At 36.7% G+C, this 13926-nt stretch carries 14 protein-coding genes; 12 read left to right on the top strand and 2 right to left on the bottom strand.

Going from position 1 to position 13926, the window contains the following annotated elements; genetic code table 11:
- Positions 1–197 precede the first annotated feature (197 nt).
- From ABDZ63_RS02825 to ABDZ63_RS02780, 10 genes are all read left to right on the top strand, one after another.
- Positions 198–1463, top strand: a complete 1266-nt coding sequence (locus tag ABDZ63_RS02825) for a purine/pyrimidine permease (RefSeq protein WP_343781637.1) — start codon at positions 198–200, stop codon at positions 1461–1463.
- Positions 1464–1580: 117 nt separating this feature from the next.
- Positions 1581–1979: a DUF4870 domain-containing protein gene (locus tag ABDZ63_RS02820; RefSeq protein ID WP_343781636.1), complete on the top strand. Its 399-nt coding sequence runs from the start codon at positions 1581–1583 to the stop codon at positions 1977–1979.
- Between the two features lie 168 nt (positions 1980–2147).
- Positions 2148–5453 (top strand): ATP-binding protein, encoded by a 3306-nt coding sequence (locus ABDZ63_RS02815; RefSeq protein WP_343781635.1) that lies wholly within the window; start codon positions 2148–2150, stop codon positions 5451–5453.
- Positions 5419–6114, top strand: coding sequence for a response regulator transcription factor (locus ABDZ63_RS02810; RefSeq protein ID WP_343781634.1), 696 nt, complete (start codon positions 5419–5421; stop codon positions 6112–6114). The genes ABDZ63_RS02815 and ABDZ63_RS02810 overlap by 35 nt, the downstream gene beginning before the upstream one ends.
- A gap of 190 nt (positions 6115–6304) precedes the next feature.
- On the top strand, positions 6305–6490 hold the full coding sequence (locus ABDZ63_RS02805; RefSeq protein WP_343781633.1) for a type Z 30S ribosomal protein S14: 186 nt from the start codon (positions 6305–6307) through the stop codon (positions 6488–6490).
- A gap of 180 nt (positions 6491–6670) precedes the next feature.
- Positions 6671–7183 carry a DUF3231 family protein gene (locus ABDZ63_RS02800; RefSeq protein WP_343781632.1) on the top strand — a complete coding sequence of 171 codons (513 nt, stop codon included), beginning with the start codon at positions 6671–6673 and terminating at the stop codon, positions 7181–7183.
- Positions 7184–7667: 484 nt separating this feature from the next.
- Positions 7668–8519 carry an ABC transporter ATP-binding protein gene (locus ABDZ63_RS02795; RefSeq protein WP_343781631.1) on the top strand — a complete coding sequence of 284 codons (852 nt, stop codon included), beginning with the start codon at positions 7668–7670 and terminating at the stop codon, positions 8517–8519.
- Complete coding sequence (locus ABDZ63_RS02790; RefSeq protein WP_343781630.1) at positions 8516–9208, top strand: hypothetical protein; 693 nt, start codon at positions 8516–8518, stop codon at positions 9206–9208. The genes ABDZ63_RS02795 and ABDZ63_RS02790 overlap by 4 nt, the downstream gene beginning before the upstream one ends.
- A gap of 53 nt (positions 9209–9261) precedes the next feature.
- Positions 9262–9738 carry a GNAT family N-acetyltransferase gene (locus ABDZ63_RS02785; RefSeq protein ID WP_343781628.1) on the top strand — a complete coding sequence of 159 codons (477 nt, stop codon included), beginning with the start codon at positions 9262–9264 and terminating at the stop codon, positions 9736–9738.
- 14 nt (positions 9739–9752) lie between these two features.
- Positions 9753–10535: a class I SAM-dependent methyltransferase gene (locus ABDZ63_RS02780; protein ID WP_343781627.1), complete on the top strand. Its 783-nt coding sequence runs from the start codon at positions 9753–9755 to the stop codon at positions 10533–10535.
- A 327-nt stretch (positions 10536–10862) separates the two neighbouring features.
- On the opposite strand, the gene ABDZ63_RS02775 is transcribed toward ABDZ63_RS02780, so the two are convergent.
- Entirely contained in the window at positions 10863–11207 is a 345-nt protein-coding gene (locus ABDZ63_RS02775) for an outer membrane protein assembly factor BamD (protein WP_343781626.1), read from the bottom strand.
- Positions 11204–11659 carry a hypothetical protein gene (locus ABDZ63_RS02770; protein WP_343781625.1) on the bottom strand — a complete coding sequence of 152 codons (456 nt, stop codon included), beginning with the start codon at positions 11657–11659 and terminating at the stop codon, positions 11204–11206. The genes ABDZ63_RS02775 and ABDZ63_RS02770 overlap by 4 nt, the downstream gene beginning before the upstream one ends.
- A gap of 200 nt (positions 11660–11859) precedes the next feature.
- On the opposite strand from ABDZ63_RS02770, the gene ABDZ63_RS02765 reads away from it, so the two are divergent.
- Together ABDZ63_RS02765 and ABDZ63_RS02760 are read left to right on the top strand one after the other, a co-directional pair.
- Positions 11860–12789: an ABC transporter ATP-binding protein gene (locus ABDZ63_RS02765; RefSeq protein ID WP_343781624.1), complete on the top strand. Its 930-nt coding sequence runs from the start codon at positions 11860–11862 to the stop codon at positions 12787–12789.
- The gene (locus ABDZ63_RS02760) at positions 12790–13899 is read left to right on the top strand and encodes an ABC transporter permease (RefSeq protein WP_343781623.1); all 1110 of its coding nucleotides are present in this window, start codon (positions 12790–12792) and stop codon (positions 13897–13899) included.
- The last annotated feature ends 27 nt before the right edge of the window (positions 13900–13926 follow it).

Genomic DNA, 13926 nt, shown 5'->3' with positions numbered 1-13926 from the left:
GAATTGTTTGCGTGATTTTTTGTTTTAAAGAGGGTTTATTGATATTGATTCTTCACGGAATTTATCAGCGCTCGCACGAATTTATCAGTGCTCGGGAGGAGTTTATCAGCGCTCGCATAAAGTCCGCTTCACATCAACCTTCATAATATATGTTAAAATGTAATGATTGCATGATTTAAGTTTAGGAGGAACAGCATTTGTTTACTGTCATACAATGGTTTATCTTTTTGCTTGCGAATGCGGTTGCGATACCGATTGTGATTGGTTCGATTTTTCACATGGACCCAAATGAGCTGATGTTGTTGATGCAACGTACATTCCTTATTATAGGTCTAGCTTGCTTCTTGCAGGGTTGGCTTGGGCATAAGCTTCCGATTATTGATGGTCCGGCTGGTTTATGGGTCTCGACGTTCGCGGTTTTTGCTGCGAGTATTGGCGTTACTGGTTCAGAAGGGGTGCAGGCACTTCGATTGTTAGAAGCGGCGATGATTTTAACGGGGGTCTTTTTAATAATATTGGGTGTGTTCAAAGTATCTGGTAAAGTCATCTATTTATTCACACCGCTTGTGACAGGTGTATTTCTAACATTGCTGACATTTCAGCTGAGTGGGACGTTTTTAGAAGGTATGTTAGGTCTTGATCAAAATACACCGTACATACAGGTTAACGAGTTGATCATTGCGATGATTAGCTTTAGTACGGTTCTCATTTTATCAAGCTTCTTTAAAGGATGGATGAAAAGTTATGCTGTATTAATCGGCATTTCAATCGGCTGGATTCTCTTTGGATTGTTTATAGATTCTGATCAATCGACACCATCAAATGCCCCAATATTCCAGGCACCTGAAATATTTGCTTGGGGAACACCTATATTCGACTGGAGCGTTGTGCCGATTGCGCTTTTAACTGCATTTATTTTACTATCCAATATCGTCGCAGCTTTATCAGCGACTTCAAATGTCATTAAAGGTGATCCTTATTTAAGTCATACGCAAATGAATCGAGGGAGCTTTGTCTTAGGGGTGAACCATGGGATTTCTGGCGTATTTTCAGGTGTAGCAGTTGTCCCGCTTGCCTCTACAGCAGGGTTTATCCAACTGACCGGACAAAAGCGAAAATCACCATTCATGTGGGCATCAGCTATATTAGTCATCGTTTCATTCTTTCCTGTGATTATTTCAAGCTTAGCGATGATTCCTGCTCCGGTTGCGAACGCGGCTTTACTTGCAACCTTTGTTCAATTAATGGGATTAGGTCTTAGAAATTTATTCATAGAACCGCTAAACGAACGGCGGACAACGATCATAACTGTTTCGTTGTTATTAGGTGCAGGGCTTATGTTCATTCCGCCTGAAAGCTTTGCCTTACTTCCAGAAACCGTCAAACAAATCATAAGCAATGGCTTACTTGTTGGTACTGTAATTGCGGTTATATTAGATCGATTATGGATAGATGAAAACTAGGTAAATAACTATAATGAAAGATTTCTATTTGTTTTAACTTAGATTTAACCTTCCTTAACTATGATATAGATAAGTGAAGTGATTCACTGTCCTTAATTTAGTTGGGAGGGGTTGTATATGACACAAGAAAATCAAGCCGAAGAAACAAAGGTATTCCGTGACGAAGATGAGGACAAAAAGAGTTCTACAGGATTAGAAAATAATGTCGCTGGAATGTTAAGTTATTTGTTTGGGTTTGTAACGGGGATTATTTTCTTGTTAGTCGAAAAAGATAGCAAGTTTGTTCGCTATCATGCTTTTCAGTCGATCTTTATTTGGTTATCCTTATTCGTCATTAGTATGGTGATAGGGTTTGTACCACTAATTGGTTGGCTCATATCGTTATTATTAGCACCAGTCGGATTGATCATATGGATTGCCTGTATGATCATGGCATACCAAGGGAAATGGTTTAAGTTCCCGGTGGTAGGTAACATTGCTGAAGAGCAAGTGAATAAAATGGACACAGATTCATAGAGAAATAACCTAAGTCGGCAAATCATTAGAAATAACCTTACTAATGATAGCCGGCTATTTATTTGTATAAAATTTTTAAAAATTCTTTCATTTATATTTATATCAAGTAAAATGAAAGTAATAAAATGAACCGTAACACCATGACCTTCAACAATTGGAGGTGTATCGATGCTTCGTGTACATAAATATTTATGGGTGATAATCGTCGTTAGCTTACTTGCTTTCTTACCAAATGGCACCACAAGTGCAACAGGATCATTAAAACTAGATTCGGACGCTGAAAAAATCAACCTTTATCAATCGATTAAAATGGTTAAAGATCGTAACATGCAGCTTGAAATTGCTGATGTGACAGCACCTGATTTTGCTAATCAATTTGTTCACGAAGATCAGATTGACCAGCGGGGTGGTTTCTTTGAGACGGCTACTTGGATTCTGTTTGAAATAGAAAATGAATCTGATCAAGCCGACTGGTTGTTAGAATTCGCTTTCCCACTCATTTATGAATTAGACATATACCGCAAAAGTGATCAAGGATATGAACAGATCTATCAAGGCGGAGCTGTTAACTTTCCATTTGATCAGCGTAAGATCAATCACCGTCACTTCGTCATTGATTTAGACATTGAACCAGGGAGTAGTGAAACATTTTACGCAAGGGCGGTTGGAGGAGGCGATTTACACCCACCAATCTACATATGGCATCCTGATTCATTTTACGAACGAACACAAGGAGAGCTTACTTTATTGGGGATTTTTTACGGGATTGTTATTGTGATGATTGCCTATAACTTGTTTTTATATTTTAGTTTAAAAATGCGAAGTTACCTGTATTATGTCATTGCGATGTTATGTACGTTGTTAGGTAAACTTTCTATAAATGGTGTTGGTTTTCAATATTTATGGTCGGATTTTCCGAGTTGGAATTTAATCTCAACACCGTTCTGGGTCAGTTTTGGGTGTATTTTCGTCTTATTATTCACACGTGCTTTTCTTGATGTAGATGAGTATATTGCTTGGTTTTATAAGTTGTCGTACTTACTGATTGCTTGGAATCTATTAACTGTAGTGTTACTTTTTATCTCCCACATCGTCGCATTAAACATGATGATCTTAGGAGCTTTTATGACATTTTTGACCGTGTTAATCGTAGCCTTCATTTGTTTAAAGCGTGGGGCACGTCAGGCACGCTTTTATATTCTCGGTTGGATGATATTCTTAACAGGTGTGTTCATAACCATTTTAGAGAGGGCAGCCGTCATTCCGTATTCGTTAATGACAGAATATGCTGGGCAAGCGGCGATGACTATCGAGGTAGTATTATTAAGCTTTGCGTTAGCTGATAAGATTAACCTTATGCGAGCGGAAAAAGAAGAAGCAGAAGAGAAAGCACGTGAAAGTCAGGCGCTTGCATTGGACAATTTAAAAAAAGCGGACGTATTAAAAGATGAATTCTTAGCCGTTACATCGCATGAGCTAAGAACACCTATCTATGGCATGGTCGGCATTGCTGAATCATTACGTGATGGAGTGGTAGGTCAAGTGTCAGAACCGATGAAACAGCAATTATCAACGATCGTCGCAAGCGGAAATCGTTTGACCCATTTAGTGAATGACATCTTAGATTTTTCAAAGCTAAAGTATAATTCTTTAGAGATTCAACTTAAATCGGTTCAGATAAAAGGTGTTATTGAAGTTGTCCTCGCTGTTTCAAAACCGTTATTAAAAAATAAACCCATTGAGCTCGTTACTGACATACCTGATAACTTATCACCAGTGCGAGCTGACCCGAATCGTCTACAACAAATTTTATACAATTTAGTCGGAAATGCGATTAAATATACAGAAGAAGGACAAATTACCATCTCAGTTTATGAGGCTGAAGAAGGTGTGACGATTTGTGTTTCTGATACAGGGAGTGGTATTTCAAGTGAGCAAATGGACTATATTTTTAACCCTTTTAGAAGGGCGGATGTTTCACCTTCTAAAAGTCACAGCGGAACAGGGATTGGTTTAAGTATTACGAAGCGGCTTGTCGATTTACATGAAGGGACGATGTCAGTTGATTCTAAGCTAAAACAAGGCTCTAACTTCTATGTCACATTGCCAGTTCCAGAAAAGCGCCAATCTGAAGAGGTATCAAGCTCCCCTGAACGCTTGATTATAGATCACCATACAGCCATTGAACCACCAACATTTCAAAACACGAACCAGCCCCGCATTTTAGTAGCTGACGATGAAGCGGTGAATTTACAAGTGTTGACTAACCAACTTTCTTTAGAAGGATATGAAGTCACAACAGCTTCTAGTGGTGAAGAAGTGTTGGAGGTTATAAAGGAACAATCAATTGATTTGATCATTTTAGATTTAATGATGCCGAAAATATCTGGCTATGAAGTATGTCAAAGACTACGCCTAGACTACTCACTAATGGAGCTACCAATTTTAATGTTAACGGCTAAAAGTGAGCTTGATGATAAAGTTATTTCATTTGAAGCGGGGGCTAATGATTACTTAGTCAAGCCTTGTGACAAGATGGAATTGTTATCACGCGTTCGCACGCTAATTCGCATTCGAACGCTCAACCAAGAACTTATAAATTTAAATGCCCATTTAGAACAAAAGATAGAAGAACGAACAGAAGCGTTAAAAATCGCGAATGTTGATTTAAAAAGCGCCAATGAAGCGTTACTTGAAGCTGAAGACTCACGGAGACAAATGCTTTCCAATATAGCGCATGAACTTGGAACACCTGTGACTCTGATTCATAGTTATATGCAGTCCCTTAAAGGGGGAACAATCTCACCTTATAACGAACATTTTAACGAGCAAGTGTTAAAGAAAATTCAAGTACTAAACCGCCTTATTAACGATTTATTTGATCTATCCAAACTAGAAGAAGGGAAAACGAGCTTGAATAAGGTCGAAGTATTGTTAGGTGACTGGCTCATTCAAGTTGAAGAGAAATGTGCGTTTCTAGTTGAACAAAAGAAGCGCAGTTTTCATGGATTCGAATGGGAGAAACTTAATGAAGAATCAGATGATTGGGCTTGTTTAATTGATCGTGAGCGGTTAGATCAAGTCTTTTCTAATTTAATCTCTAACGCAGTGAAATATACGACAGAACAGAGCGGTGAGATATCCGTTAACGCTTCATTTGTCAAAGATGAAAAACTTATCATATTAGAAGTAGTCGATAACGGGGCGGGAGTTGACGAGGAGGACTTACCCTATCTATTTGAACGCTTTTATAAGAATTCTAAGTCATCACAGTATAACCCTCACGGAACAGGATTAGGTCTGACTATAGCAAAAGAAATCGTTGAAAGTCATAAAGGAAGAATCCATGTTGAAAGTGAAATCGGCACTGGCTCATCATTCTACGTCGAGCTTCCAATTTATAAGCGTTCAGCCGTAATAAACAGAGAGGAGGAAGTTCATGAAAGAAAAGACGATTCTTATCGTAGAAGATGAATCAGGCATTCGGGAGATGACACAAATGTATCTTCAAAGCAAAGGTTATCATACTTTAGCGGCACAAAGTGGAGAAGAAGCATTACAAATCACCGCAAAAACAACACCACAACTCATACTCCTCGATATTGAAATGCCTGGAATGAATGGATTTGAAGTATGCCAATCGATCCGAAAGAAGATGACTGTTCCTATCATTTTTATAAGCGTACGTCGCAATACATTAGATAAAGTGAAATGCTTTGAACTTGGTGGGGATGATTACATGACAAAACCATATGACTTTGAAGAACTTGAAGCGCGAATAAAAGCAAATTTAAGAATATATCATACAAATCCACTAGAAAATGACAACATCCTCGATTATGGGAAGCTTAAAATTGACCTCGATCTTATGAATTGCTTTTTGGATGATGAACCAATATTACTAACGACAAAAGAAATGGAGTTACTGATCCACTTAGCCAAACACCCTAATCGCGTTTGGAGTCATGAACAACTTTATGACCAAATATGGAGTTTTGATGCAACTGGTAATATCGAAACCGTTAAAGTTCACATTAGCCATTTACGCAGAAAGCTTGAAATGAACCCAAATAAACCAAAATACATCCAAACAGTAAGAGGATTTGGCTATAAATTCAATTCAGAAGGTATTTGAAGGGGGATTACATGAGTACCACACCCAAACTGCCACTAACCTCAAATGAACGAAGTGTATTGAGGAAAACTAATTTCTCACTTATTTAATGTACTCAAAACTTCATAACATTTCCATAAATTACATACGAAACATTTGATTAAATTTGCTATAATTTCTTATTTACACTAAAAAGTTAGGAGGTTATAAGTTGGCTAGAACTTCACTAGTTGTAAAACAACAAAAACAACCAAAGTTTAAAACTAGAGCATACACCCGATGTAAACAATGCGGTAGACCACATAGTGTCTATCAAAAATTTATGCTATGTCGCATCTGCCTACGTGAATATGCTCATAAAGGACAAATTCCTGGACTAAAAAAATCAAGCTGGTAAAGCATATATATATGAAACCTCAATTTATTGTGTTGCACATAAATTGAGGTTTTTTTAAATGAATCTTCATCATTTAGCGGTATCTTGAATGATTCTACTTCGTGTTTAAATATTTATTGAATAAAACCTCACCTTACTCAAAGAATAGGTATGTATGACTAATAAGGAGGTGTTGTTTTGATGGGCATTTTAAGCGGAAACCAGAAAAAACAGCCATTACATTATGGTGAAGTTTATCATTTGTTTTCATACTTAGTGGCGGCTAATGGCTCTCATACTATGTTACAAACGTACGGCAACCATACAGGTGATCGTGATTTGAAGAAATTTATTGATGAGCTAATTCCTGGTGTAAAAGCAGAAATCACTGAAGTTGAAGAAGTATTAAAAGAAAATGGGATTGGTTTACCACCTGCACCGCCAGATAAACCATTAGCTAGTTTAGAGGAGATTCCTCCAGGAGCAAAGTTTGCAGATCCAGAAATTAGTGCTGGTGTTTCTAAGGGACTTGCGGAAGGATTAGTTGGATGTTCCACTATAATCACCCAATGTACGAGGGAAGATATTGCTATGTTATTTGGACAATATCATATGAATAAGGCCCAAGCAGCAGCAAAAGCATTAAAATTAAACAAAGAAAAAGGTTGGCTAATCCCACCACCTCTCCATACAAAAGTTCCAAGTGAGGATTAAACAACAAGCCGAGGTCTACTGTGAAGGTATGATCTCGGTTTTGTTGTTTGGTTGGTGGTTATAGTTGTATGGTGAAACGATATGTAATGACACTACGTTTTATAGAAGCATTTGATCTATTTAATCCGTCTGTTTTTTCAGTAGCTTTTACTAAGTAAAAGAAAATTATGTTAAAATATGCTGTAAGATTGTGAATATTTTAAGTTATATTCGTCTTATACATAAAGAGTTTTGAAAATAGGAGACTCATGCTGTGACAATACTTTCTAGAATGAGAAACTATAAGCTGTTCAACTCAAGTATGTTAATAATTTTAATCATGATTGGGGCCCTGCAATTCTTTGAATGGACTAAGTTATTGGACTATATTTTACTGGCAGTAGCCATTGTTTTGGGTGTTTTAGCTATAAGAAGTAAACATAAGGAATGGAATCAGTAATTAATTTTTATTTATACACTTTAAAACCACAAGGAGGAGCTTTAGTTGGATTATGTCATTAATTTAAGAGATTTAAGCAAAAGTTATGGTGATACAGTGGCATTAAAGGATATTACATTACAAGTACCTAAGGGCCAAATTTTCGGTTTGCTCGGCCCAAGTGGTTCTGGCAAGACAACTATGATCAAAACATTAACAGGCGAGCTTAGAAAAACCTCAGGTGAAATCCATGTTCTTAATATGAAAGAAGAACAATTTCCTACACCCAATTACAAAGCAAAGATCGGTGTCCTTTCAGATAATAGTGCCTTATATGAACGTCTTTCAATCTATGAGAATCTTAAACTAACTTGTAAGTTATATGACGTTAGCTTAGATGAAATAGATATTATTTTAGAGAAAGTTAATTTAATAGATGACAAGAAAAAAGTTGTCTCAAAACTGTCCAAAGGGATGAAACAACGTGTCATGTTAGCGAGGACACTCATCCATAAGCCTGAATTATTATTTTTGGATGAGCCAACATCCGCCTTAGACCCTGGAAATGTTGATAAAATTCATCAAATCCTAAGAGAGTTAAATGAGGGAGGGACGACGATTTTCTTATCAACACATAACATGGAAGAGGCAACAAACCTTTGCGATTGTGTTGGTTTGTTATATAAAGGTTCTATTCAAGAAATGGACCATCCAGATCACTTAAGATACCAACATTCTTCCAATCAGTTCGAAATTGAAACACACGATGGTGAATTGATCAAAGTCGAGAACAAACCAGAAAATAGCGGTCAAATTGAACAACTTATCGCAAGTGGTCGAGTGAAACGTATGTATAGTGATGACCCGACACTTGGAGAGGTATTTTTAAAAGTAACAGGAAAGGATTTAGGTTCATGAATATAAAACGAATATTAGCCATATTTGAAAAAGATATAAAAGATTTCTTCAAAAACACGTCACTAGTGATTATGCCCGTTGTACCAATTCTATTGGCGTTATTTTATAGTGTCTTATTCGATGATTTTATCCCGTTATTTACGGTGTTTATCATTATTGGAATGGTGTTTGCTGGTGTTACCTCATATTGCATCATGATCATGATGGCTGAGGAAAAGGAGAAAAACACGTTAAGAACGCTCATGATGTCACCAGCTAGCTTTTTAGACATTATTGTTGGTAAAAGCTTAGTAGCGATAGTTATGACACTCTTAACATTGATGATTTCTGTTGTTTTACTCGACGTTTATGATGTATTTAATTTACAAGTTATAATAGGCAGCGTCTTATTACTTTTATTCTTTATCTTTTTAGGGATTGGAATTGGTTTATTTGCGAAGTCAATTGCCGCCACATCATTCTATATCATGCCAATCATTTTTATATTTGGTTTCTCACCAATGTTTGATGTGTTTGGCTTAGCAGAAGGTCACTTAGTAAATGTTATTTTTGATGCCTTACCTGTTTCATTATTAATGCAAGCTAGCGATGAAGGTACGTGGATGCCACTAATCTTTATCACCATTTGGGTTGTAGTAGCTTATTTATTTGCTTTCTATAGCTATCAGAAGAATAAAAGTGATGATTAGACATGGGTTATATTTGTTTTTAATTAAACTGTCAGTAAATAAGGAGACTAAGAATGAAGATTGTTGAAAGTATTAAACTAAAAAGCGTCTCGAAGCAGAACAGAGAACAGTTTTTATCCTATCTCCTCTTAGCAGATGAAAGTGAGGATATAGTAAAACAGTACATTGATAAAGGCGATATGTTTTCTATTCAAGTTGGAAATGAAATAGCAGGAGTTTCGTTATTTACATATCCTTCTAGGGACGTAGTTGAATTAAAGAACATCGCACTTGCCCCTGAATTTCGTGGAATAGGACTTGGGAAATTAGTCATTTATGAAGCCTGTAAAATTTATGTAAATAAAAGAATATGTAAGATGATTGTAGGAACAGCTAATTCTAGTATTGCCAATATAGCATTCTACCAAAAAGTTGGTTTCAGGTTGTCAGAAATTAAGAAGAACTTTTTTATGGGGTATCCAGAACCCATTTACGAAAATGGAATAAGAGCTTTGGATATGGTTATGTTTGAAAAAGATTTGACAGAGTGAAAGGTGGTAGATGAGTGAAATCGTTATACGATACAATTGGAAAAGATTACGATACAACACGTAAGGCGGACCCTGAAATTACAAGGCGCTTAACTCACCATTTACAAATTCCAAGTGAAAGTAAAGTGCTTGATGTTGCTTGTGGGACAGGTAATTATACTGTTGCTATACAAGAATCTGGTCTTCAAATGGTTGGATGCGATATCTCTAACGAAATGCTTACCAGAGCGAAAGGAAAATCCCAGTATGTTCAATGGGACTATGCGGATGTAACTCAATTACCTTATTCTGATCACTCTTTCGACGGAGTTACGTGTATTTTATCTATTCACCATTTTGATGATTTAGTTGCTGCTTTTAAAGAAGTCTATAGAGTAATAGATCAAGGTAGGTTTGTCATTTTCACTTCAGATCCTAATCAAATGAATAATTATTGGCTAAAAGAATACTTTCCAAAAGCAATTGAACAATCTGCTAAAAAGATGCCTGGTATTTCTAATGTTAATGAAATACTTGAAGATGCCGGGTTTGAAATTGTTGGACAAGAGACGTTTTTAATTCAACCATCATTGCAAGATTTCTTTCTATATAGTGGTAAGTTTGATCCTCACATGTATTTGGACGAAAAAGTGAGATCAGGTATTTCAACATTTGCCAATATAGCTTCTGAAGAAGAGATTAATGAAGGATGCCGTCGGTTAAGTCATGATATAGAAACAAATAGAATAGAATACGTCTTGGCAAAGCATAGTAGTGTAATTGGAGACTATGTTTATATTGTTGCTGAAAAGAATTGATTGTATTAAATGGAGTGCTATTATGTTTATAGTCAATTTAGAAGGGGCCATATATTCAGGTGGTAAGTGGTTAATGATTAAACGAAGTGAAAAAGAAGAACAAGTTAGTAAGCTCCCATTGCTTAAAATCTTCTGACAGATGGGAGATTATTTTACTTCTTGTTAAAGAATTCAATAGGTTTTAGTTGATCAATCTGCTTATGTCTTATTTAAAAAAGAGCGAGAGAATTGCAACATTAACAAGTATGACGGCACAAGTTATGAGCGCAGAGTGAACGCTGATATGTTAGTATGACCCCTGACAAACCAGTACGAGAACACTGAAACCTACTCACCCTCACCATCTAACTCTTCAATTAATTCCTCAAGAGAGTTTACTCTAGTCACTAAACCGTTTTCATCTAGTAAAACCAATTCAGGATCATTTTCTAATTCGAGAAGTGGATAGCGCTCATCTGCACGTTCGAGTGAACTAACGTAATTAATGGTATTGATACTTCCTATCCCTCTATCTCTTAATTCTTCAAACGTAATATCCTCTCCAACAGTCAACAACCCATATTGGTAACCTTCATCCGGCAGAAGTTCAGGGTATTGATCAGCTATCTGGTCAGTCTCTGTTGTGCATGCGGCCATAAGAAGAAGTATGACAATCAAAATAAATTTCTTCACAATATCACCTTCTTTCGATTCATTTTCTCTAAAATCAAATAATCTTCAGTCTTATTTTTAGATACTTCATACCGTTCGGCGAAGTCGTCTAAGTCTTGATAAATTCGCTTTGGTTTAAATAGATAGACTCTAATGTTAAATCCACTTTTCAACTTAATGACTGCACCACTTTGTTTAAAGCCAACACGCTTGAACATAATTTTTTGAATGTCATTTACGCGCACTATCTTTTCATGAATGCGAAGTTTAGAATAGTAGATTTCGTAGGTTAACCTGTCATCATTTATTTCAAATCTAAAGCTAATGAAAATTGGGAGAAAGAGAAGAATCATCAGAACTAAGCGGGATGGATCAATGGCTCTACCCAGTATTAATGAGGTCGTGGCAGTTACTATAAAGATTAAAAAAAGTAAAATGAATATCCGCCTATACGGCGTTGCTCGATATACCATGAGATTCCCTCCACATGTAACAACTTACTCACATATTAACATAAATTCCCTTACAGTAGAGTTTTTAGTTAAAAAATTCTAACTATTCCTAAAAACACGAAACGTTCCAGAAACTTAGACGTCTTATATAAAAGTAAGAAATAGCTTTAAACATAATGATAAAGCCTTTTAACATATCTTATTTCTGGGGAGGGGTGCGCATGCACGTATTAGAAGTGAATCATTTAAAGAAATCGTTTGGGGCGGTCCAGGCGGTAAAAGATGTCAGTTTCCAAGTCGAACAAGGTGAAGTGTTTACGATCATCGGACCAAACGGAGCAGGGAAGACGACAACACTTGAAATGATAGAAGGGTTAGTTCCACCAAATCAAGGTGAGATTCAATTTGGAAATCTAAATTGGAAAAAGAACTCAGATGATATAAAAAAGATAATCGGTGTTCAACCGCAGTTAAGTGCGATGTTTGACTTACTTACACCTTCTGAACATTTACAGTTGTTTGCATCTTTTTACGATAAAAGCAGGCATGAAGACGAGATTTTAAAAATGGTGAATTTGACTGAGCATAAAGATAAACAAGTTCGCAATCTATCAGGTGGACAGCGCCAGCGTCTCGCAATCGGAATGGCGATGGTTGGAGATGCTGAGATGATCTTTTTAGATGAGCCGACAACAGGACTTGACCCGCAAGCAAGGCGTAATCTGTGGGATATTATTTTACGATTAAAAGCGTTGGATAAAACCATCATTTTAACAACGCATTATATGGATGAAGCAGAACAATTAAGTGATCGTGTATGTATTGTGGATCAAGGTGAAGTTATTACGATCGACAGGCCTGATGCGCTAATTAAAAAGTTAACCGTTGAGCGCGAAGTGAGGTTAGCCTTTCTTGAACATGAAGAAGCGGCAATTAATTCAGAAAAAGTCTTGAATGCACTTAGCGTCGTTTCTCATGTGGAGCGTGATTTGACAGAATTGAAGATTTGGACAGAAGACCCAGAGTATACGTTACTTGAACTGTTTAACTTTACAAACAAAAAAGACTATCAAGTGGATCAAATATCGATTCGTGAAATGAGTTTAGAAGATGTGTTTATTGCATTTACAGGAAAGGAATGGCGAGATTAAATGAGTCAGTTTAAGCAATTGTTTTTGATGCATTTAAAAATGACTTTCAGAGAGAAGCAGGCGTGGTTTTGGGGATTGTTTTTCCCTGTCATATTAATGGTCATCTTTATGTTTATTTTCGCTGATAGCTCAGATGAAGATTTTGAAGCGTCTGTTGCAGTGGTTGAAGAGAGCCCGAATGAAATTTCAACAGCGATTTCAGACCAAATGGAGATTATTCCGACACTGGTGGTTGAACATGAGTTAGATGACCGGAGTGAAGCAGAAGAATTAGTTGAAGATCAAGAAGTAGCAGCTGCAGTTGTCCTACCTGAATCAGAAGACGAATCTAGTATTCTACTTATAGTTAACACTGAAGATGAACAAAGCACATCAACACAAGTCGTATCGGGTGTGTTAAATAATATTGTTCAACAAATGAACTTACAGGTTGTCGGTGCAACAGAAACGTATGCACTCGATTTTGAGACGATTTCATCAAGTGAGCATGAATTGAGTTATCAAGACTTTCTCTTAACAGGGTTAATTGCTTTGGCGGTGGCTCAAGGCGGTTTATTTGGCATGGTTGATTTAGTTGATATGAGACGAAAAGGGCTGATCAAACGCCTACGCATGACACCTGTAAATATGAGTTTGTTCGGATTCAGTGACATGATCATGCGTCTATTATTTAGCATTATACAAATTATCGTGCTCGCGCTCATTGGGGTTTTACTTTTTAATGCCACATTGCACATCAATCTATTAGGATTAGTTGTATTATTCATTGTTGGGGCACTTTCGTTTAATGCGATTGGTTATTTCATATCATCATTCAGTAAAACGACAGAAGCTTATATGGGCGTTGCGAACATTTTTAGCTTTTTAATGATGTTTTTAAGTGGCGTATTCTTCCCAATTGATATGATGCCTGAATGGTTACACCCAGTTGCGCATGTGCTACCACTGACGTATTTTGCTGAAGGGTTGCGTGACACGATGGTATATAGTATCGGGATCGAATCAAGTACTATTTGGTTTTATATGGGTGTGATGGCGCTTTGGGGTGTTGTTGCTTATATTATTGGTTCTTGGCTATACCGCCGCAAATCAATTGTGGCGACACGGTAACATAAATAAATATTTTTGAAGAGGGGG

The organism is Alkalibacillus silvisoli, from assembly GCF_039521975.1.
In the GTDB taxonomy this organism is placed as follows: Bacteria; Bacillota; Bacilli; order Bacillales; family Alkalibacillaceae; genus Alkalibacillus; species Alkalibacillus silvisoli.
Note: the sequence above shows the minus strand (reverse complement) of the source record. Positions and strands in the feature narration are given on the sequence as shown.